This is a genomic window from Streptomyces poriticola (genome assembly GCF_036689765.1).
Taxonomy (GTDB): domain Bacteria; phylum Actinomycetota; class Actinomycetes; order Streptomycetales; family Streptomycetaceae; genus Streptomyces; species Streptomyces poriticola.
Genome location: NZ_JBAGKH010000003.1, coordinates 1 through 21,218 on the forward strand (window position 1 = coordinate 1; position 21,218 = coordinate 21,218).

The following is a 21,218-nucleotide window of genomic DNA, read 5'->3' on the forward strand; positions in this document are numbered from 1 at the left end:
AGTTTCGCGCCGGATTGACCGACTCTCATTCCGATTCATCGGGGGCTTCCTCGCAGTCGATGTCGAGATCGATGTCGACGCGTCGAGAAGCAGTTAGATACGTCATCGCTGCCATCCAGAGCTCTAGGGCTCATCTCCAGGCAACTGTTCGAATCTACCTCCCCACTCGCTCCGTGTCAACGGCTCTTGTGGGGCGAAGAGGACACTAGCAGCTCACGAGGCCACATGCACATCAGGCGGCTGCCGGGACGGCGGCGCTGCGTTCGGTCTCGTCGAGGTCGCCCTGCTCACCGGCTCGCACCGCCCGCCGTCCGAGGACGTAGACGTAGGCGAGGAAGAGCACCTCGGCCACGACGCCGATGGTGATGCGGGCCCAGGTGGGCAGGCCGGACGGGGTGACGAAGCCTTCGATCGCACCGGAGACGAAGAGGACCAGGGCGAGGCCGATGGCCATGCCGATGGCGGCACGGCCCTCTTCGGCGAGGGCGGTGCGGCGCGGGCGTGGGCCCGGGTCGATGACGGTCCAGCCGAGGCGCAGTCCGGTACCGGCCGCCACGAAGACCGCGGTCAGTTCCAGCAGGCCGTGCGGGATGACGAGGCCGAGGAAGGTGTCGAGGCGGCCCGCGGAGGACATCAGGCCGAACCCGACCCCGAGGTTGAGCATGTTCTGGAAGAGGATCCAGATGACCGGGAGGCCCAGGAAGACGCCCAGGATGAGGCAGAGTGCGGCGGCCCAGGCATTGTTCGTCCAGACCTGGGCGGCGAAGGAGGCCGCCGGGTGGGTCGAGTAGTACGCCTCGTACTGGCCGCCGGGGCGGGTGAGCTCGCGCAGCTCGCTGGGTGCCGCGATGGTGGCCTGAACTTCGGGGTGGGTTCCGATCCACCAGCCCAGGAGCGCCGCGACAGCGGTGGACAGGAGGGCGGTGGGGACCCACCAGTGCCGGGTTCGGTAGACGGCTGCCGGGAATCCGTGGGTGAGGAAGCGGGTGACATCGCGCCATGAGGCGCGTCGGGTGCCTGTCACCGCACTGCGCGCGCGTGCGACCAGCTGACTGAGCCGGCCCGTCAGCTGCGGGTCGGGGGCGCTGGACTGGATCAGGGAGAGATGGGTTGCCGTGCGCTGGTAGAGGGTGACGAGTTCGTCGGTCTCTGCGCCGGTCAGGCGGCGCTGGCGCTTGAGCAGGGCGTCGAGTCGGTCCCACTCCGCTCGGTGGGCGGAGACGAAGACGTCGAGGTCCATCGGTGTGCCTGCTCCTGGGCTGTCGGCGGCGGGTCGTCGTGGATCAGCTTGTCGTACTGCGGCGCGATGCGTGCTCAGCTTGGCAGACTGGCGGTGTTCAGGGCAGGTCAGGGGAAGGACGGCAGGCGTGAGTGAGCTGGTGACGGGTGAGGCGGTGGCCTTGGAGCTGCGTCCCGCGAGGCTGCCCAGCAGGGCGCTGGCCGTCTTGCTGGATCTGGCGGTGGCCATCGCGGTCTACGTCGCCGTGACCGTCGGTCTGGTGGCGGCGACGGCCTCGCTGGATCCAGCGGCGCAGGCCGCGCTGTCGATCTCGGTCTTCGTTCTGGTGCTGGTGGGCGGGCCGATAGCCGTCGAGACGCTCAGCCATGGGCGGTCGCTCGGGAAGATGGCGTGCGGGTTGCGGGTGGTGCGGGACGACGGCGGACCGATCCGGTTCCGGCATGCTCTGGTGCGGGGTCTGATCGGGGTGATCGAGATCCTGATGACGCTGGGCGTCGTCGCGTGTATCGCGTCCCTGGTGTCGGCGCGTGGGCGGCGGATCGGTGACGTGTTCGCCGGGACCCTGGTCGTGCGGGAGCGGGTGCCGACCGCACCCGGCGGGTTTGTGCCACCTCCGCCGCCGTGGCTTGCGGGGCGGTTCTCGGGTCTTGATCTGTCGGCGGTCCCGGATGATCTGTGGCTGGCGGTGCGGCAGTGCCTTACGCGGATGCAGCAGCTGGATCCGCAGGTGGGCTGGGCGATGGCGGAACGGCTCGCCGCCGATGTCGCGGCTCGTACGGGGGCTCCGGCGCCGCAGGGGGTGCCGCCGGTGGCGTATCTGGCGGCGGTGCTGCAGGAGCGGCAGGCCCGCGAGGCGCGGCGGGCCTTCGGAAACGGCCAGGGCACGGGCGGTGCCCCCGCCGGCGGCCCGTTCGGGGGTCCCTCGGGACCGCCGGCGGGGGCACCGCCGCCGGCCGTGGCTTCGCCGCCTGTCGTGGCTCCCCCGTCGGCGGGCTCCGGGCAGGGGCCCGGCGGACCCGGGGGGCACGGGGCGCCGGCGGCAGGGGGGCGGCCGTCCGTGGAGCGGGAGCAGCGGGATGTCTCCGCGGACGGGCGTGGCTCCGGCAGTGGGTTCGTGCCACCGGCGTAGGGCGGCACGCGTGGGGGGCCGCGCTCGGATCGTCTCGGGGGCAGGCCGGGTCAGGGGAAGACGGACGGGGGCGTTTCCAGGTCCTCGAGCTCGATCCCGGGGGCCGCGAGCACCACGTCGCCGGAGATGTGGACGGTGTGCCGCTCGCCCGTGTCCAGGGCTGTGACCTGGTATTCGTCCACGACGAGGGGGCCGTTGTCAGTGGTGTGTGCTTCGCTGTTCAGCAGAGCCCAGGACTGGTCCACGGTGCGGGGGGCGAGGACCGGGTCGGTGAAGGCGACGAGGCGCAGGCGGGCTGCGGGTCCGGAGGGGGTGAGGCGCAGCAGGCGACTGGTGGCGACGAGGAAGGCCGGGGAGGAGCCGGCGAAGGCGTGGGCGCGCACAGTGCCTTCGGTGGCCTGGGCTCCGGTGGGGTCGGTGCGTACCCAGGTGATGCCGTCGAGGGCGGCGCCGCGTACCTGCCAGTCCGTGGTGTGGAGTTCCAGACGGATGGGGCGGCCGAGTTCGTCGAGCGTGAGGTCGACGGAGCCGCGGTGGTCGCCGGTGGGCGTGGTCAGCCGGGAGACGTAGCGCCAGCCGGAGGGGCCGACGGCGCATTGGAAGTGTTCTTCCGCGAGGGGGGTGTGATCGTGCGGATCGTGGAGCGAATAGCGGCCGCGGGGCATGAGGGTCCTGGGTTGTGACGGGTGGGTCCGGCACCGGCACTGCTGATCCGGCACTGCTGATCCGGCCAACGGGGCAGGCCCCCGGCACGGGGGTGCGGGGGCCTGTCTCGGAGGTCCTGTCTGCCGTCGGGTACTTCCGTGCACGGGGGTGCCCGGCGGCAGATGGCAGCGGTGCCGGCTCAGTAGCGGTAGTGGTCCGGCTTGTACGGGCCCTCGACCTTCACGCCGATGTACTCCGCCTGCTCCGGGCGCAGCGTGGTCAGCTTGACGCCGAGGGAGTCCAGGTGGAGGCGGGCGACCTTCTCGTCGAGGTGCTTGGGGAGCACGTACACGCCGGTCGGGTAGGCGTCGGGCTTGGTGAACAGCTCGATCTGGGCCAGGGTCTGGTCCGCGAAGGAGTTGGACATCACGAACGACGGGTGGCCGGTGGCGTTGCCCAGGTTCAGCAGGCGGCCCTCGGACAGCACGATGATCACCTTGCCGTCCGGGAAGGTCCAGGTGTGGACCTGCGGTTTGACCTCGTCCTTGACGATGCCGGGGATCTGGGCCAGGCCGGCCATGTCGATCTCGTTGTCGAAGTGGCCGATGTTCCCCACGATCGCCTGGTGCTTCATCCTGGCCATGTCCGAGGCCATGATGATGTCCTTGTTGCCGGTCGTGGTGATGAAGATGTCCGCCTGGTCGATCACGTCGTCCAGGGTGGCCACCTGGTAGCCGTCCATCGCCGCCTGCAGCGCGCAGATCGGGTCGATCTCGGTCACGATGACACGGGCGCCCTGGCCGCGCAGCGACTCCGCGCAGCCCTTGCCCACGTCGCCGTAGCCGCAGACGACTGCCGTCTTGCCGCCGATGAGGACGTCCGTCGCCCGGTTGATGCCGTCGATCAGCGAGTGCCGGCAGCCGTACTTGTTGTCGAACTTCGACTTGGTGACGGCGTCGTTGACGTTGATCGCCGGGAAGAGCAGGGTGCCGTCGCGCTGCATCTCGTACAGGCGGTGCACACCGGTGGTGGTCTCCTCCGTCACGCCGCGGATCTCGGAGGCGAGCTGGGTCCACTTCTGGGCGTTCTCGCCCAGGGTGCGGGTGAGCAGCTCCAGGATGACGCGGTGCTCGTCGGACTCGGCGGTCTCCGGCGAGGGGACCTTGCCGTCCTTCTCGTACTCGACGCCCTTGTGGACGAGAAGGGTGGCGTCACCGCCGTCGTCGAGGATCATGTTCGGGCCGCCGGTGGGGCTGTCGGGCCAGGTCAGCGCCTGCTCCGTGCACCACCAGTACTCCTGGAGCGTCTCGCCCTTCCAGGCGAACACCGGGATGCCCTGCGGGTCGTCCGGGGTGCCGTTCGGGCCCACCGCGATCGCGGCGGCGGCGTGGTCCTGGGTGGAGAAGATGTTGCAGGACGCCCAGCGGACCCGGGCGCCCAGGGCCGCCAGGGTCTCGATCAGCACGGCGGTCTGTACGGTCATGTGCAGCGAGCCGGTGATCCGTGCACCGGCCAGCGGCTGCGCCTCGGCGTATTCCTTGCGGATCGCCATCAGGCCCGGCATCTCGTGCTCGGCGAGGGTGATCTCCTTGCGGCCGAACTCGGCCAGCGAAAGGTCGGCGACCTTGAAGTCCTGTCGGTTCTCGACAGTCGTCATTGCGAGCTGCTCCTCGGGTTCTGGTCGAGGTGGGTACGGCTGACCTGCGCGGCGGCGGACACAGCGGTGCCCGAAGAGGACACAGGCATGCCCGCGTGCGCGCAGCGCAGTCCGTCGGAGGCCCTCTCTCCCTCGGCCGGCCCGTGGTGCGACCGCCCGACCGCCATCAGCAGCGACGTCTGGCTCCGTCCCAAGCTACACGCTGGCCCGTTCCGTCCCCAGTCCGTCTGCGAACACATCCGGCTCTTTGGCCGGATGTGGGCGCGGGTCAGTGGGTCGCCGGGGTGGGGCCGCCGGGGCTGGCGTCGGGGTCCGCGCCCTTGGCGGCCTCGGTCTCGCTGTAGATGTCGGGTTCGAGATAGATCACGCGGGCGATCGGGACCGCCTCGCGGATGCGGGCCTCGGCGGCGTCGATGGCGGAGGCGATCTCGGTGGCCGTGCCCTCGTGGCGGACCGAGATCTTGGCTGCGACCAGCAGCTCCTCGGGGCCGAGGTGGAGCGTGCGCATGTGGATGACGCCGGTGACGGTGGTGCCGGCGACGACGGCGGTCTCGATCTGCTGCACCGTCTCCGCGCCGGCGGACTCGCCGAGCAGCAGGGACTTGGTCTCGGCGGCGAGTACCAGGGCGATCAGGATGAGCAGGACGCCGATGCAGAGGGTGCCGATGCCGTCCCACACGCCGTTGCCGGTGAGCAGGGCCAGGCCGACGCCGCCGAGGGCGAGGATCAGGCCGACGAGCGCGCCGAGATCCTCCAGCAGGACGACCGGTAGCTCGGGCGCCTTGGCGTGCCGGACGAATTCCTTCCAGGACTTGTCGCCGCGCAGGGCGTTGGACTCCTTGATGGCGGTTCGGAAGGAGATCGTCTCGGCGATGATCGCGAAGACCAGGACACCGACCGGCCAGTACCAGTGGTCGATCTCGTGCGGGTGCTTGATCTTCTCGTAGCCCTCGTAGAGGGCGAACATGCCGCCGACGGAGAACAGCACGATGGAGACGAGGAAGGCGTAGATGTAGCGCTCGCGGCCGTAGCCGAACGGATGCTGCGGGGTGGCGGCGCGCTGGGCCCGCTTGCCGCCGAGGAGAAGCAGCCCCTGGTTGCCGGAGTCGGCGACGGAGTGCACCGATTCGGCGAGCATCGACGAGGAGCCGCTGAAGAGGAAGGCCACGAATTTCGCCACCGCGATCGAGAGGTTGGCGACCAGTGCCGCCACGATCGCCTTGGTACCGCCTGACGCGCTCATGTGCCGCGTTGTCCCTTCGACTTCGTCCGCTACGTCTACGACTGCTGCGTGTGGGTCTGCTGCGTCTGCTCTGTGTGCGTGCGCCGCTGCGGGCGCGGCAGGCCCCCGGCCGGCCGCGTCCATCTGTGCGGTGCGTCATTGTTGCAGCCCCTGACGGCGCAGCGGGCTGCCCGTCGGCTGTGTAGGCGTCAGATGCGGACGGTGGCCCGGAAGACGGTGCCGGCACCGGACGCTTCGGCCTTCTCGCCGGCGGTGACGAAGACCGAGCCGCCGGGCGTGAGGTCGTGTGCGCCCACCCGCACCGAGCCGGCGGTGCAGAGCAGGATCTGCGGGGCGGGGCGGGTGAGGTCGTGTCCGGTGGTGCCCTCGGGCAGGACGTAGCGGGAGAGGCGGAACTCGTCGATCGGGGTCTCGTAGACCTCCTCCCCGTCGGGGGAGGCCTCCGGGCGCAGGACGCCGGGGTCGCCTGCCTCGAAGCGGATGATGCGCAGCAGTTCGGGGACGTCGACGTGCTTGGGCGTGAGGCCGCAGCGCAGGACGTTGTCGGAGTTGGCCATGATCTCGACGCCGAGGCCGCTGAGGTAGGCGTGCGGGATGCCCGCGCCGAGGTAGAGGGCCTCCCCGGGCTGGAGGCGGACGTGGTTGAGGAGCATCGCGGCGAGGACGCCGGGGTCGCCGGGGAAGTGGTGGGCGATGTCGGCGTAGGGGGCGTAGGCGCCGCCGAGGCGGTCGCAGGCTGCGGCGGTCTCGGCGACCGTGCGGGCCATGTCCTCGCGGTCGGCGGTGAGGACGGCGGTCAGGACCTCGCGCAGTGCGGCGTCCTCGGGGTGTGCGTGCAGCACGTCGACGTAGGGCTTGAGGGAGTCGACGCCGAGGCCGTCGAGCAGGTCGGCCGTCTCGGCCGGGGGCCGGAAGCCGCACAGGCCGTCGAACTCGGTGAGGGCGCAGATCAGTTCGGGCTTGTGGTTGGCGTCCTTGTAGTTGCGGTGCGGGGCGTCCACGTGGATGCCGCGGCGCTCCTCGTCGTCGTAGCCCTGCCGGGCCTGCTCCGGGTCGGGGTGGACCTGGAGAGAGAGCGGGGCGCCGGCGGCGAGGATCTTGAGGAGGAAGGGCAGGCGCGGGCCGAATCCGGCGACCACGGCGGGGCCCAGTTCCCGCTCGGGTGCGGCGTCGATGACCTCGACGAGGGTGCCCCGTCCGGTGCGGGAGGGGGCGCCTGGGTGGGCTCCCATCCACATCTCCGCCTGCGGCTCGCCGGTCGGCTCGATGCCGAGCAGTTCGGGGATCGCGGTGGGGGAACCCCAGGCGTAGGGGCGGATGGTGTTGTCGAGGCGGTCCATGGGCTCTCTCTGCCGGTTCTTCGGAGCGGTCCTGTCGTCGGAGCGTCCCGGTGTCCGGGGCGTTCCTGTCGGTCTCGGGTCGTACGGGTTCCCAGTACGTCCTGCGATCAGGCGCGCGAAGCGAGCGCCAGGTAAACGGCGGCGAAATCCGTGATGGCGATCAGTTCCGCCAGGGTCTCCAGCTCGCCGCCCGCTTCCGGTTCCAGTTCGCTGATCGGCGTGTCGTGGCTGAGGGCGAGGTCGCGGGCGGCGGGGGCGGCGGTGAGGCCGCCGATCGGGCGGTCGCGCAGGAGCACCACGCGCGCGTGCAGGGCGGGCTGCTCCTCGACGCGGTCGCGGAAGAAGTCGTCGGGGTCGGCGCCGGCGGCCAGCGGACCGGCGAGCAGCGCGCTGTGCGCGGCGAGCGCCTCGGGGAGTTCGGCGACGACCGCAGGGACCCCGCACAGTTCGGCGAGGGCGGCGGCGAAGCGGCGGCCGGCCGGGCCGGCGGAGACGCCCTCGGTCCAGACCACGGGCAGCGCGTCGGCGAGCTCCGCCGCGAGGGTCTTGGCGGGGTTGCTGTAGCCGGCGATGGCGGGCCCGCAGCGCTCGGCGATCCCGTCGAGGCGGTCGGCGACCTTCTGCAGGGCGTCGGGCGGGGCGGTGAGCAGCCCGGTGCGGTCCAGGAGTGCGAGCAGCGGGGTGAGCAGGGCCCACAGGACTCCGGGGGCGGCGCCCGCGAGCGGCTCCTCCTGGTCGTAGGGGGCGGTCGCCATGGGGACGAGCAGGCCGTGGGAGCCGTTGACGGCCTCGGCGATCGGGGAGCGGGCGGGGGCGACGGCGACGACGGTGCAGCCGCGGCGGTAGGCCTGTTCGGCGAGGAGGGACAGGCCGGGTTCGGTGCCGTCGGGTGTGGCGATCAGCAGCAGGTCCACGGAGCCGGCCCAGCCGGGCAGCTCCCAGCGCAGGGCCCCGGCCGCCGGGGCGACGCCGGTGGGAGCCAGGCGGGTGACGGGGCTGCCTGCGCCGGCGAGCGTGCCGAGGAGGTCGGCGGCCTGGGTGGCGGCGGCGCCGGGGCCGGCGATGAGGACCGCGCGGGGGCGGCCGTCCGGTTTGAGGTCGGTGATGCCGGTCTCGGCCGCGTGCCGGGCCGCGGTCCGCACGCGGGCGCCGGCCTCCGCCGCGCCGCGGAGCAGGCCGCGGCGGTCGGTCTCGGCGAGCCCGTCCGGGCTGTCGAGCAGCGATTCGTCGAGCATGGCGGCAGTCTCCGATCGCCGGGGCGTCAGGGGTGCGGGTCGCCGGTCCGGCGGCTACTGCGGGCGGCGGGCCTCGTCGACGAGGAGGACGGGGATGCCGTCGCGGACCGGGTAGGCCAGGCCGCAGTCCTGCCCGGTGCAGATCAGCTCGGCGTCCTGCTCCTCGAGGGGGGCGTGGCAGGCCGGGCAGGCGAGGATCTCCAGGAGGCCGGCTTCGAGCGGCATGGCGGGTTCCCTTCGGGAGCGGTGGGTTGGTGCCTATGGACGGATGTGCTGGTCAGGGTACCGCCGGTGGGCGCTGCCGGGCCGCCCGCGACCCGGCAGCGGGCGGTCCCGGCTCTCAGCCTCTGATGATCGCCAGGGCCTCGTCCCGGACCTTGGCCATGGTGGCCTGGTCGCGGGCCTCGGCGTTGAGGCGCAGCAGGGGTTCGGTGTTGGAGGGGCGGACGTTGAACCACCAGTCGGCGGCGGTGACGGTCAGGCCGTCCAGCTCGTCGAGGGTGACGTCGTCGCGGCCCTGGTACGCGGCCCTGATGGCGGCGAGGCGGTCCGCCTGGTCGGCGACCGTGGAGTTGATCTCGCCGGAGCCGGAGTAGCGGTCGTACTGGTCGACGAGCGCGGACAGCGGCGTGCCCTGGCCGCCGAGGGCTGCCAGGACGTGCAGGGCGGCCAGCATGCCGGTGTCGGCGTTCCAGAAGTCGCGGAAGTAGTAGTGCGCGGAGTGCTCGCCGCCGAAGATGGCTCCGGTCCGGGCCATCTCGGCCTTGATGAAGGAGTGGCCCACACGGGTGCGCATGGCCGTGCCGCCGTTCTCGGCGACGACCTCCGGGACCGTCCAGGAGGTGATCAGGTTGTGGATGACCGTGCCCTTGCCGCCGTGCCGGGCGAGCTCTCGGGCGGCGACCAGGGCGGTGATCGCGGACGGGGACACGGGATCGCCCTGCTCGTCGACGACGAAGCAGCGGTCGGCGTCGCCGTCGAAGGCGAGACCGAGGTCGGCGCCTTCTTCGCGGACCCGCTTCTGCAGGTCGACGAGGTTGGCCGGGTCGAGGGGGTTGGCCTCGTGGTTGGGGAAGGTGCCGTCCAGTTCGAAGTACATCGGGACGAGGTCGACGGGGAGGCCGGCGAGGACCGAGGGGACGGTGTGGCCGCCCATGCCGTTGCCCGCGTCGACGACGACCTTCAGGGGGCGGATCGCGGTGAGGTCGACCAGGGAGCGCAGATGGGCCGCGTAGTCGGCCAGGGTGTCGCGTGCACCGACCGTGCCCGGGCGGGCCGCCGGGTCCGGGGCGCCGGACTCGCTCCAGCGCTCGACCAGTTCCCGGATCTCGGCGAGACCGGAGTCCTGGCCCACCGGGGCGGCGCCCATGCGGCACATCTTGATGCCGTTGTACCGGGCGGGGTTGTGCGAGGCCGTGAACATGGCGCCCGGCAGGTTCAACGCGCCCGAGGCGTAGTAGAGCTGGTCCGTGGAGCACAGGCCGATCTCGGTGACGTCGGCGCCCTGGGCGGCGGCGCCGCGCGCGAAGGCCCGCGACAGGCCGGGGGACGAGGGCCGCATGTCGTGCCCGGTCACGATGGCGCTCGCGCCGGTCATCCGGACGAAGGCCGCGCCGAACAGCTCGGCCAGCGACTCGTCCCACTGGTCCGGGACCACGCCGCGTACGTCGTACGCCTTCACGATCTGCGACAGATCAGCAGCCACAGGCCAACCTTCCTCAAAGTCCTGTCGGTGCCCCAAAACTACCCGGTGCCACTGACAACGCGCCGTACGGTTGGGCAAGGTCGGGCCGGCGGGCGTGGCTTCAGCTGTCCGGTGACCGCAGCACCCGCAGATGACCCCGGCGGGCGACCTCCATCGGGTCGGCCGCGCGGGCCCCGCCGCCTGCCTCGGCGGCGCGCTCCTGGGGGCGGGCCGCCTCACGCACGGCGTTGGCGAGCGCCTCCAGGTCGTCGCCGCTCGGGCGGGCCGGCGCCGAACCGTCGAGCAGCCGGACGACCTCCCAGCCGCGCGGGGCGGTGAGGCGCTCGGAGTGCTCGGCGCACAGGTCATAGCAGTGGGGTTCGGCGTACGTGGCCAGGGGGCCGAGGACCGCGGTCGAGTCGGCGTAGACGTACGTCAGCGTCGCGACGGCGGGACGGCCGCAGGCGGTGCGCGAACAGCGACGTACAGGGCTCACGATGTTGGACGGTACCGCACTCTTGAGCGGGCCGCGACGACTCTCCACCACGTCACCCCACCGTGTCGTGCTGTGGATCAGTAGCCACGGGGAGTTTGTGACACCTCTCTGACCTGGAGGAATGTCGAGATTCGGGATGCCGGACAAGGACGGCTCCGGTCACGACCCGATACAAACGCCATCAATTGCCATGAGATCACCGGTCTCGTAGGGATACGGAATCGAGCTCAACGTTGGCTGAAATGGTCATCCTGCGACATGCGATGCGGGGCGCTCCATCCGTGTCCGGTTTGTGGCGAGGAGTGAGGTGTGGGGTCGGGCGCGTGCACCCGGTGAGTACTAACCTTCACCAGTGATGGACAACCCTGTGACGCCCCGTTCCGCCGACCGCCCCGGGCCCCGTCGCCGTGATCGCCACGGCCGGGGCATGCGCGGCCCGATCGCGCCGCCGCAGGTGCCGTTGGCCGCGAGCCGGGCGGAGGCGTTCGCGGACCTGGTGCAGGACTCGGTGGAGCGGCTGGAGCGGCGGTGGCCGCAGCTCGCCGACATCGATTTCCTGGTGGTCGAGGTGCCGCGGCTGGACGGGGCGGCGGAGGCCTGGAACGACGAGGCCGTGCCGCTGGGCGGGGCGGTCTCCTCGCGGGACGGGCGCCGAGCGCGGGTGGTGGTGTACCGGCGGCCGGTCGAGATCCGGACGAAGGGGCGGGACGAGCGGGCCGCGCTGGTGCACGAGGTGGTGGTCGAGCAGGTGGCGGAGTTGCTCGGGCTGACACCGGAGGCGGTGGATCCGCGCTACGGGGAGGAGCGGGGGTTCGGGGAGGAATAGGGGTTCTCTCCCCCGGGGGGTTCGGTGGACGGGCGGCGTCGGCAGGGTGCCGTAGGTGCGGTCGGCGGTGGATGGGGGTGCTTGCCCGGGGTCGCGGGGTGCCGGCCGCGGCCACCCGGGCCGCTCTGCGGGTGCCTCCCGGGGCGTTCGCGCACCCGGGTGGCACGACTGCCCGCCGGGGCGGGCAGTCAGCTACTTCTGGAGTACGGAGCAGTCAGCTAGTTCTGGAGTACGGAGAGGTCTTCCTCTGCTGTCGGTACCGAGACGGTGCCTCGGTCGTCGGGAAGCGGCTGGATCGTGAAGGACGGGACGTCGTCCTGGGGGAAGGCCAGGGTGCGGGAGGCGTGGACCGGGCCGCCCGAGACGGGCTCGAGGGTCAGGGCGTAGGTGCCCTTGAGACCGCCGGGGACCGGGAGCTCGACGTCCTGGGTGGTGCCGCCCTTGATCGTGTACGTCCGGGACTGCGCCGTGCCGCCCTCGCTGCCCGGCGACGCGGTGACCTTGATCTCGGCGGTGTCCTCGGGTGCCGTCACGGACAGCGTGGTGCCCTTGGCCCGGTTGTCCGGAGAGGTGGCACGCGCCCCTATGGGCCCCGTCGCCGGGATGAACGCCGTCTCCCGGTCGGCGCCCTCGCCCCGCACCACCCGGACCGCCGCAACGACGGGCACGGACCGGTCCGTCGGGGTCAGCACCAGCGACCCGGCCTCGCCGCGGGTGAGGTCGCCGAGGTCGACGGCGGTCGTCGTACCGGCCTTGACCCGCACCGTCTCGTGTCCGGCCGGTGTGATCAGTCCGGACGGGGAGGCGAGCCGCACCTTCAGGTCGGCGTCGGTGCCGCCGGGCGTGAACAGCACCAGCCGCACGGCTTTCGCGTCCTTGGGGATCCCGGGCAGCACCAGGTTGCTGCCGGGGTCCGCGGCCGCGGCCAGCCAGTCGCCGCCCGCCTTGTCGTCCAGGGCCTGCACGGCGGCGCCGATGCGTCCGCTGCGGACGCCGACGTGCACGGTGAGGTCGGTCTGCTGCTCGTCGCTGAGCGTGGAGAGCAGGATCGGCTCGGTGGCGTGGGCCGGCACCGTGATGCCCTCGCCGACCGTCGACTTGAGCCTGCCGTCCTTTCCGTAGAGCTCGATGTCGACCACGGCGGCCGAGTCGTCGGGGTTCGTCAGATGGACGTAGTCGGTGCGATCGGCCGCGGTGCTGGCCCCCGGGAACCAGAACTCCGTGTCGGGTGCGGTGCAGTTGACCCCGAGCAGGCCGCGCCCGGTGCCCGCGGAGACCTCCGTCGTCGCCTGGACCGTCCATCCGGGGGCGAACGGGCCCTCGGCCGTGCCGACGAGGGCGGGGGCCTCGCCGCCCGTCCTCTCTCCGGTGACCGGGGTCCCGGGGGCCTTCGGCTCCAGGACCGGCTTCTCCGCCCGGTCCGGCTTCTCCTCGCCCTCTCCCTTCTCCTCCGCGCTCTCCTCCCGGCCGGCCGTCTCTTTCTGTGCGGCCGGGCGCAGTTCGGCCTTTCCGTCGCCGTCCGTGCCCTCCGTGACGGGGGTGAACGAGGTGTACGTGGTCTCGGCCAGGTCGGAGGTGCTGGGCGTCGGGCACAGCAGGCTGCTGCGCTCCACGGGCAGCCGGACGGCCGCCGTGCTCGTGCCGTCGTTCGCTTCGGAGGCGTCGGGTGCGGTGACGGCGGCCAGCCCGGTGACGGCGGCGAGCGCGGCGGTACAGGCGAGGAAGGTCAGGGTGGTGCGGTTCACTGCTGGCTCCCGTCGGGACGCTCGTCGCCCGTGCCGTGCGGGTGGCCGGGGTGTGCCGGGTCGGGGTGTGCGGGGTCGGGGTGTGCCGGGTCGTACGGGGAGTTGTACCGGGAGTCGTAGCCGCCCTGGCCGTATGTCTGGTCGTACGCAGTCCGGGCCTGACCGCCGTAGGAGGCGTACGGGTCGTACTGACCGCCCTCGTAGGGATCGGCCGGGTACTGCTGCTGCCCGTACCCGGATCCGGCGTACTGCTGCTGGCCGTCGGCGTATCCGTCGTAGGTGCCGTACCCGCCGGTCGCGTAGTCCGCGGCGGCCCACTCTCCGGTGGTCTGCTGCCGAGGAGCCGCCGGGGGTTTCTGCGGTGCCGCCGCTTCCTCCTGTGCGCTCTCCTCCGCCGGAGCTCCGGCTGCCGCGTCGGCCTCGGCCTGGGCCCGCAGGCGGCGGGCGCGGCGGCCCTCGCCGGCGACGGCCTGGGCCGGGACGGCGGGCTCGTCGGGGAGGTCGTCGTCGATGTCGCGGCGGCGGCCGGGCAGGGCGAGGACGACCAGGACGACGGCGAGGAGCCCCTGGGCCCACAGCCATGCCGTGTGCGTGAGCGGGGCGTCATGGGTGACGTCCAGGCTGCCGCCGGAGGCGGGGAGTTCGAAGCCCTGCGCCCAGCCGTCGACGGTGGTGCGTTGCAGGGGCCTGCCGTCCAGGGTGGCGGTCCAGCCCGGGTCGGCGGTGTCGGCGAGACGGAGTACGCGGCCCTCGGGTCCGGCAGGGATCTTGGTGTGGATCTCCACGGGACCGGCGGCGACCGGCAGGGGCGCCCCCGACTCCGCGGTGATCGTCGCCCGTGCCACCTCCTGGTCGACCCGCCACAGGGCGCTGCCGTCCTGCTGGCTGAGTCTGCTCAGCCCGGGGGTGGCGTCCAGTACGCGGGTGATCTGGCGGGGCGCGCCCTTGTGCACCAGGACGTAGCGCACGGCGAAGCCGCCGAGCTGGTCGGTCTGGTCGGCGCCGGAACCGGCGACGAGATTGGCGACGATCTTGTCGAGCCGTGCGTTCCCCCCGTCGGCGGCGGCCGGTTCGGCGTCGCCGAGACGGGCGCCGGAGCCGCGGACCAGCACGTAGCGCACATGGGCGGCGGAGTCGCTGTCGAGGACGAGGGTGCGGGCCTGGTCGCGGGTCCGGCTCTCCTCGGCGACGAAGGCCGGCACCTGGACGGGGTCGCGCCGCTCCAGCGGGCCGTCGGCACCCCGGATCATCCAGCCGGCGGCGGCGAGCAGCGGACCGGCCGCCGCTGCGAACGCGATCAGCGCGGCGGCAGGCTGGCGCCAGCCGAAGCTCTGCTCGGCCACGCGCGCGCGTGCCCCGTCGGCTCCGAGGGCCGCCGCGGACAGCAGGGCGAGGCCGTAGACCAGGGTCGCGGGTCCGGACCAGGCGGAGCCGTTGGACAGGACGGCGAAGACCAGGCCGGTCAGGGCGGCGGCCCAGGCGGTGCCGATGCCCAGCCGTCGTTCGGAGCGCAGCGGGGCGGCCAGCGCGGCCAGCACGATACCGATCAGCATCAGGCCGCTGACCGTGCCGGGGCCGCCGGGGCTCGCGCCGAGCAGGTCGAGGGGGGAGGCGGCGGACGCGCCGTACTCCAGGCCGGCCTCCCGGAGGAAGCCGGACGGGAAGAGCGAGAGGGACCAGGGCGCGAGGAGCAGCAGGGGGGTGCCGAGCTGGGCCAGGAAGCGCAGCCCGTAGGCGGTGATGTCGCCGCGGCGCAGGGCCAGTACGCCGAGGCCGAGGGCCAGGGCGATGGGCCACACCACCGGGGTGAAGGCGGTGGCGACGGTCAGCAGCAGTGCGTATGCCCAGGTGGCCCGCCAACTGCCCCGGGTGCCCGGCGGGGTGGCCAGCCCGGCTGCGGCGAGGCCCGCGCGCGCGGCGAGCGGCAGCAGGACGGCCAGGACGGCGGTGCCGATGCGGCCGCCGGCGAGCGCGCCGGTGGCGGCGGGCAGGAACGCGTAGGCGACGGCCGCCCAGGCGCGCAGCAGCCGTGAGGTCACCAGAGGGCGGGAGGCGAAGTAGGCGGTCAGCCCGGCCAGCGGGACCGAGCAGACGAGCAGGACGGTGACGGCCAGGCCGGTGGAGCCCAGCAGCGCCGATGCCAGCAGCGCGACGAACGCGAGGTAGGGCGGCGCGGACGAGGTGCCGCCGGTGCCGACCGTGTGCCAGGCGTCGGTGTAGCGCGCCCACAGGTCGCCGGCGTCGGCGGGGGCGGGCAGCAGCGCACCGCCCGCGAGTGCGCCACCGCCGAGGAGGGCGCGGCAGGCGACCAGGGAGAACAGCAGCAGGACCAGGAAGAGCACCGGGCCGGGCTTGCGGGCGATGCGCTTGAGCCGGGCGAACTGCTCGACCTGCATGAAGTCGGCGTCGTCGTCGCCGGGGCCGGACTCGACGGCGCCGCCGTGCCGTCCGGCGCCCACGGTCGCCTCGGGGTCGGAGCGGCCGAGCAGGTCGCCCGCGACCTGCTCGACGGTGGCGCGGACGGTGGCGCCCGGCGGCGGGAACAGGGGGCGCAGCTCGCCCTTGTCGACCTGGGGGCTGCCTCGTAGGCGCCGTCCGGCGAGGATGCGCTCGGGGCGCAGCAGGACGCTCAGCAGGCCGCGGATCTCGTCGACGGCCTGGCCGGGGACCTTGCCCACGAGGTAGGCGAGGGTGCGCAGCAGGGTGCCGAGAACGAGGCGCAGCAGCACCCAGGGCAGGGCGGCGGTACGGGCGTTGACGAGCAGGGTGTGGACGGCGCCGGCCTTGTCGACCTTGTGCGGGGAGGCCGTGGTGCGCCCGGCGCAGTCGACGGTGCGGCGCTCGCGGGAGGCGGCCTCGGCGTGCCGGACGACCGCTTCCGGGGCGACGAGCACCCGGTGTCCGGCGGCGTGTGCGCGCCAGCACAGGTCGACGTCGTCCCGCATGAGCGGCAGCCGTCGGTCGAAGCCGCCGAGCCGGTCGAAGACGTCGCGGCGGATCAGCATGCCGGCGCTGGAGACGGAGAGCACGGGGCGGACGTGGTCGTGCTGGCCCTGGTCCTGTTCACGGCGGTCCAGGCCGGTCCAGCGGCGGCCGGAGTTGGCGATGGAGACGCCGACCTCCAGCAGCTGGCGGCGGTCGTACCAGCCGCGGAGTTTGGGGCCGACGACGGCGATGTCGTCGCGGCCGAGCCGGTCCTCGTTGTCGACGACGCGCAGCAGCTCGGCGAGGGCGTCGGGTTCGGGGGCGCAGTCGTCGTGCAGCAGCCACAGCCACTGGACCGGCTCGCCGTGCGGCAGCTCCGGCATGTCGTAGGCGTCGTCGCGCCAGGAGCGGGTGACCGGGTCCCAGCCGCTGGGCCGCTTCAGATAAGGGAGGTCGTCGGGGGTGAGCACGGGGGCGGTGCGGGCGGCCTCCTCGACGGCCTGGCCGAAGCCGGTGCGCCGGGCGAGGTGCAGTACGCGGTCGTCGCCGAGGGCGTCGGTGACCAGCCGGGCGGAGTCGTCCGCGCTGCCCGTGTCGGCGGCCACCACGTGCTGGACGGGGCGCTCCTGGCCGAGCAGCCCGGCGAGCGCGTCGGGCAGCCAGCGGGCGCCGTCGTGGGAGACGAGGACCGCGGTCACCACATGACGTGGGAACTCGGGCGGGTGGGCCGGGTCGAACGCGGGCGGGTTGGCCGGGTCGAACGCGGGCTGGTGGGCCGGGTCGAACGCGGCTGTGGCAGCGGTGCCATGATGGGCTGCCGGGTGGCTGTGCACGGACATCGAGGTACGGGCCCCGGTTCGGTGGACTGCGGTGGACGCCCGTGCCTGATGGGAACGGCGGGGCGTCTCGGACGAGCGACCACACTATCGGCTGGGCATGACGTCGGCCCGCCGCCTGTGGACAACCCACCTGCGACGGGCCGTTCGTGACCCGGCCACCGCGGATACATGCGAAATATGTGCGCTTTGCGGGCGGATGCGACCGTCGCGGGTACGGACGCAGCCGCGGTGCACGGAGTGCCGCTGTCCGCCGGGTGCCGTCACCCGCAGAGTGCCGCTGTCCGCGGATGCGGCCGTGCGTCAGACGGCGGCCTTCTTCAGCCGGCGGCGTTCCCGCTCGGACAGGCCGCCCCAGATGCCGAAGCGCTCGTCGTTGGCGAGGGCGTACTCGAGGCACTCGGAGCGGACCTCGCACGCCAGGCAGACCTTCTTGGCCTCCCGGGTGGAGCCGCCCTTCTCGGGGAAGAAGGACTCGGGGTCGGTCTGGGCGCACAGCGCGCGCTCCTGCCAGCCGAGTTCCTCGTCCGCGTCGTCGACCAGCAGTTGCTGCACCAGCTCGGTCATGTGCGCCCCTCGTCTGTCTTTCGCGTCCCCGTGATGCTGCCGTTACCGATGGCGGCTTAACGACACGAGTGAAATTACAAGTGTGCTGCTCCGGGCGAGTCAAGCCGGGATCTGCTATTGGGCCCCTTATTCACTCTGCGGAACCAAGGGCATGCGGAAAGTGTTCAAATCGCCATAAACCTTGACATTCCCAGGGGAGTACGCGGAACCACCGGCCCCGCGCAGCCCTGTGCAGGAAAGGACGCCCGCGTGTTCGATCCCGTTCCGACACACCCGCCGAAGCGAACTTGATCACATTCGCATCACAGGTTCGCAACAGGGGTTGTGCGCCCGGCTTGTGCGCCATGTGTCCCGTCGCCCATCTGAGCAAACCTTTCGCCTGGGAGATGAACCGGAAGAGGTGAACCATGTCCCACATAGCGGGCATCGAGTTGACAGTGCGGGTGTGAACCGCTGTCCTTGTGGGCATGCTCGCGAACTCGGCACTCACCTCGACCCGCCCCGCCGGGTCCCACGGTGCTGCCCGGGCTCGCTGTAGCTGTTGCTGTTGCGGCTGTTGAGCCACGCGCTCCGGCCGACTCCCGGGTGCACGTCACCCGGCCCCGCACTCTCCCGCCCGACCAGGGCAGACGCCCGCGCTCCCCGTCGTCCGCGAACCGGCCGCACGGGACCCGGACGCCCCTCCCCCACATGCTTCCGCACTCCTCGCGAGGAACCACCGCATCCATGAACAGCGACAGCGACCTGCAGATCGCCGGCGACATCCTCGAAGTCCCGCATCTCCTCCAGGCACCGCGCGAGCACCCGGCCACCGTCGCCGAGTACGCCGGTCTCGCCCGCTCCATCGCCGCCGACCGGACGCAGTGGGAGCACCTCGTCCGGTACGACGCCACCACCCGCTGGTACCACCGGCTGCGCACCGGCCCCGGGTACGAGGTGTGGCTGCTCTCCTGGGTGCCCGGGCAGGGCAGCGGGCTGCACGACCACGGCGGCTCCTCCGGCGTGCTGACCGTCCTGGACGGCACCCTGACCGAGCGCTCGCGGCGCGGCACGCGCGCGCTGCGGCCCGGAGCGCAACGGGTGTTCGCGCCCGGCTATGTGCACGAGGTGCTCAACGACGCGCTGGAGCCCGCGGTCAGCCTGCACGTCTACTACCCGGGCCTGACGGAGATGACGATGCACTTCGCGCACTCCGCCCGGTGCGCCGCGGCGGCGCCCCACAGCGCGGGGGCGGACACCGTGACCACCGCCTGACCCGGCCGCGACCGGCTGACGCCCGGTGACCGGCGACGCCCGGCAGCTGCCCCGGTGGCTGCCCGGCCTGCGGACGGTTGCCCCGCCCGGGGGCGGCTGCCCGGCCCCGCTGTCGTACCCGCCTGCCACACTGTCGCCATGCGCATTGTGGTTCTGGCAGGCGGCATCGGCGGTGCCCGTTTCCTTCGTGGTCTGAAGCAGGCGGCGCCGGACGCGGACATCACGGTCGTCGGCAACACCGGAGACGACATCCACCTCTTCGGGCTGAAGGTCTGCCCGGACCTCGACACGGTGATGTACACGCTCGGCGGCGGCATCGACGAGGAGCAGGGCTGGGGGCGGGCCGACGAGACCTTCCGCCTCAAGGAGGAACTCGCGGCGTACGGCGTGGGGCCGGAGTGGTTCGGGCTCGGCGACCGGGACTTCGCCACGCACATCGTGCGGACGCAGATGATCGGTGCCGGATATCCGCTCAGCGCGGTGACGGAGGCCCTCTGCGACCGCTGGAAGCCGGGCGTGCGCCTGCTCCCGATGACCGACGACCGGGTCGAGACGCATGTCGCCGTCGAGCTGGAAGGGGAGCGCAAGGCGGTCCACTTCCAGGAGTACTGGGTGCGGCTGCGGGCCTCGGTGCCCGCCGACGCCGTGGTCCCGGTCGGCGCCGAGCAGGCGAAGCCGGCGCCCGGCGTGCTGGAGGCCATCGCCGAGGCGGACGTGATCCTCTTCCCGCCGTCCAACCCCGTCGTCTCGGTCGGCACGATTCTCGCCGTGCCCGGCATCCGGGAGGCGATCGCGGACGCCGGGGTGCCGGTGGTCGGGCTCTCCCCCATCGTCGGGGACGCGCCCGTGCGCGGGATGGCCGACAAGGTGCTCGCCGCGGTCGGTGTGGAGTCCACGGCGGCGGCGGTCGCCGAGTACTACGGCTCCGGGCTGCTGGACGGCTGGCTGGTCGACACCGTCGACGCGGCCTCGGTGCCGCGCATCGAGGCGGCGGGCATCGTCTGCCGGGCGGTGCCACTGATGATGACCGACGCGGAGGCGACCGCGCGGATGGCCCGGGAGGCACTGGCGCTGGCCGGGGAGGTGCAAGCGGCGTGAGCGGGGAGGGATTCCGGGTCTGGGCGGTGCCCGGGCTGCCCGAGGTGGTGCCCGGCGACGACCTGGCCAAGCTGGTCGCGGCGGCCGAGCCGGGGCTGGCCGACGGGGACGTCCTGCTGGTCACGTCGAAGATCGTCTCCAAATCCGAGGGCCGTGTCGTGCCTGCCGCCGACCGGGAGGCGGCGATCGACGCGGAGACGGTGCGGGTGGTGGCCCGGCGCGGAGCGCTGCGCATCGTCGAGAACCGCCAGGGCCTGGTCATGGCGGCGGCCGGCGTGGACGCCTCCAACACCCCCTCGGGGACGGTCCTGCTGCTGCCCGAGGATCCGGACGCCTCGGCCCGCGCCATCCGCGACGGGCTGCGCGACGCCCTCGGCGTCACCGTCGGCGTGGTCGTCACCGACACCTTCGGCCGCCCCTGGCGCGCCGGGCTGACGGACGTGGCGATCGGCGCGGCCGGGGTGCGGGTCCTGGACGACCTGCGCGGCGGCACGGACGCACACGGCAATCCCCTCGCCGCCACCGTCGTCGCCACCGCGGACGAACTGGCCGCTGCGGGCGACCTGGTCAAGGGCAAGGTCTCCGGGCTGCCGGTCGCGGTCGTGCGCGGGCTGCCGCACGTCGTGGCCGAGGGTGACGGGGAGGGCGCGCGGGCCATGGTGCGCGGCGCGCGTGACGACATGTTCCGACTGGGCACCTCGGAGGCGGTCCGGCAGGCGGTGACCGGGCGACGTACGGTCCGGGCGTTCACCGACGAGCCCGTCGACCCCGGCGCGGTACGCCGGGCGGTGGCCGCGGCGGTCACGGCACCGGCGCCGCACCACACCACTCCCTGGCGTTTCGTCCTCCTGGAGTCGGCGGAGTCCCGCACCCGGCTGCTGGACGCGATGCGGGAGGCGTGGATCGCCGACCTCAGACGCGACGGCCGCGGCGAGGAGTCCGTCGCCAAGCGGATCCGGCGCGGTGACGTGCTGCGCAACGCGCCGTATCTGGTAGTCCCCTGCCTGGTCATGGACGGCTCGCACGCCTATGGGGACGCGCGGCGTGACACGGCGGAGCGGGAGATGTTCGTGGTGGCCGCCGGGGCCGGCGTACAGAACTTCCTGGTCGCGCTGGCCGGGGAACGCCTCGGCTCGGCGTGGGTGTCGTCGACGATGTTCTGCCGGGACGTCGTACGGGAGGCGCTCGGGCTGCCGGCGGAATGGGACCCGATGGGCGCGGTCGCCGTCGGCCACCCGGCGGAGGAGCCGCGGCCACGGCCGGAGCGGGATGCGGGGAGGTTCATCGAGGTGCGGTGA

17 protein-coding genes are annotated in these 21,218 nt (G+C 72.8%); 5 read left to right on the forward strand and 12 right to left on the reverse strand.

Annotated elements, in window-relative coordinates:
• Positions 1 to 232: 232 nt before the first annotated feature.
• Complete coding sequence (locus V5O46_RS05110) at positions 233 to 1,240, reverse strand: stage II sporulation protein M (protein WP_332883221.1); 1,008 nt, start codon at positions 1,238 to 1,240, stop codon at positions 233 to 235.
• Positions 1,241 to 1,367: 127 nt separating this feature from the next.
• Between V5O46_RS05110 and V5O46_RS05115 the strand changes: the two genes are divergently transcribed.
• Positions 1,368 to 2,369 (forward strand): RDD family protein, encoded by a 1,002-nt coding sequence (locus V5O46_RS05115; RefSeq protein ID WP_332883222.1) that lies wholly within the window; start codon positions 1,368 to 1,370, stop codon positions 2,367 to 2,369.
• Between the two features lie 50 nt (positions 2,370 to 2,419).
• On the opposite strand, the gene V5O46_RS05120 is transcribed toward V5O46_RS05115, so the two are convergent.
• The 8 genes from V5O46_RS05120 to V5O46_RS05155 all read right to left on the reverse strand — a co-directional run bounded on the left by V5O46_RS05120 (position 2,420) and on the right by V5O46_RS05155 (position 10,717).
• A complete protein-coding gene (locus V5O46_RS05120) occupies positions 2,420 to 3,034 on the reverse strand; it encodes a hypothetical protein (RefSeq protein ID WP_332883223.1) in 615 nt (204 codons plus the stop codon).
• A 179-nt stretch (positions 3,035 to 3,213) separates the two neighbouring features.
• Positions 3,214 to 4,671, reverse strand: a complete 1,458-nt coding sequence (gene ahcY / locus V5O46_RS05125) for an adenosylhomocysteinase (RefSeq protein ID WP_332883224.1) — start codon at positions 4,669 to 4,671, stop codon at positions 3,214 to 3,216.
• A gap of 268 nt (positions 4,672 to 4,939) precedes the next feature.
• Entirely contained in the window at positions 4,940 to 5,914 is a 975-nt protein-coding gene (locus tag V5O46_RS05130) for a cation diffusion facilitator family transporter (RefSeq protein WP_332883225.1), read from the reverse strand.
• 188 nt (positions 5,915 to 6,102) lie between these two features.
• The gene (gene manA / locus V5O46_RS05135) at positions 6,103 to 7,254 is read right to left on the reverse strand and encodes a mannose-6-phosphate isomerase, class I (protein WP_332883226.1); all 1,152 of its coding nucleotides are present in this window, start codon (positions 7,252 to 7,254) and stop codon (positions 6,103 to 6,105) included.
• 107 nt (positions 7,255 to 7,361) lie between these two features.
• Positions 7,362 to 8,489 carry an SIS domain-containing protein gene (locus V5O46_RS05140; protein ID WP_332883227.1) on the reverse strand — a complete coding sequence of 376 codons (1,128 nt, stop codon included), beginning with the start codon at positions 8,487 to 8,489 and terminating at the stop codon, positions 7,362 to 7,364.
• 54 nt (positions 8,490 to 8,543) lie between these two features.
• Positions 8,544 to 8,714: a Trm112 family protein gene (locus V5O46_RS05145; RefSeq protein ID WP_332883228.1), complete on the reverse strand. Its 171-nt coding sequence runs from the start codon at positions 8,712 to 8,714 to the stop codon at positions 8,544 to 8,546.
• Between the two features lie 115 nt (positions 8,715 to 8,829).
• Complete coding sequence (locus V5O46_RS05150) at positions 8,830 to 10,194, reverse strand: phosphomannomutase/phosphoglucomutase (protein ID WP_332883229.1); 1,365 nt, start codon at positions 10,192 to 10,194, stop codon at positions 8,830 to 8,832.
• A 100-nt stretch (positions 10,195 to 10,294) separates the two neighbouring features.
• The gene (locus V5O46_RS05155; RefSeq protein ID WP_332883674.1) at positions 10,295 to 10,717 is read right to left on the reverse strand and encodes a DUF3499 domain-containing protein; all 423 of its coding nucleotides are present in this window, start codon (positions 10,715 to 10,717) and stop codon (positions 10,295 to 10,297) included.
• A gap of 307 nt (positions 10,718 to 11,024) precedes the next feature.
• Between V5O46_RS05155 and V5O46_RS05160 the strand changes: the two genes are divergently transcribed.
• Positions 11,025 to 11,495 (forward strand): metallopeptidase family protein, encoded by a 471-nt coding sequence (locus V5O46_RS05160; protein ID WP_332883675.1) that lies wholly within the window; start codon positions 11,025 to 11,027, stop codon positions 11,493 to 11,495.
• Positions 11,496 to 11,713: 218 nt separating this feature from the next.
• Here V5O46_RS05160 and V5O46_RS05165 read toward each other — a convergent pair whose 3' ends face one another.
• The 3 genes from V5O46_RS05165 to V5O46_RS05175 all read right to left on the reverse strand — a co-directional run bounded on the left by V5O46_RS05165 (position 11,714) and on the right by V5O46_RS05175 (position 17,568).
• Positions 11,714 to 13,240 (reverse strand): DUF5719 family protein, encoded by a 1,527-nt coding sequence (locus tag V5O46_RS05165; RefSeq protein ID WP_332883230.1) that lies wholly within the window; start codon positions 13,238 to 13,240, stop codon positions 11,714 to 11,716.
• Positions 13,237 to 17,004, reverse strand: coding sequence for a glycosyltransferase family 2 protein (locus V5O46_RS05170; RefSeq protein WP_332883231.1), 3,768 nt, complete (start codon positions 17,002 to 17,004; stop codon positions 13,237 to 13,239). Before V5O46_RS05170 ends, V5O46_RS05165 begins: the two co-directional genes overlap by 4 nt.
• A gap of 300 nt (positions 17,005 to 17,304) precedes the next feature.
• Entirely contained in the window at positions 17,305 to 17,568 is a 264-nt protein-coding gene (locus V5O46_RS05175; protein ID WP_003975777.1) for a WhiB family transcriptional regulator, read from the reverse strand.
• Positions 17,569 to 18,294: 726 nt separating this feature from the next.
• Between V5O46_RS05175 and V5O46_RS05180 the strand changes: the two genes are divergently transcribed.
• The 3 genes from V5O46_RS05180 to V5O46_RS05190 all read left to right on the forward strand — a co-directional run bounded on the left by V5O46_RS05180 (position 18,295) and on the right by V5O46_RS05190 (position 21,218).
• Positions 18,295 to 18,822, forward strand: coding sequence for a cysteine dioxygenase (locus V5O46_RS05180; protein ID WP_332883232.1), 528 nt, complete (start codon positions 18,295 to 18,297; stop codon positions 18,820 to 18,822).
• A gap of 138 nt (positions 18,823 to 18,960) precedes the next feature.
• A complete protein-coding gene (gene cofD / locus V5O46_RS05185) occupies positions 18,961 to 19,920 on the forward strand; it encodes a 2-phospho-L-lactate transferase (protein ID WP_332883233.1) in 960 nt (319 codons plus the stop codon).
• Positions 19,917 to 21,218 carry a coenzyme F420-0:L-glutamate ligase gene (locus V5O46_RS05190; protein WP_332883234.1) on the forward strand — a complete coding sequence of 434 codons (1,302 nt, stop codon included), beginning with the start codon at positions 19,917 to 19,919 and terminating at the stop codon, positions 21,216 to 21,218. The genes cofD and V5O46_RS05190 overlap by 4 nt, the downstream gene beginning before the upstream one ends.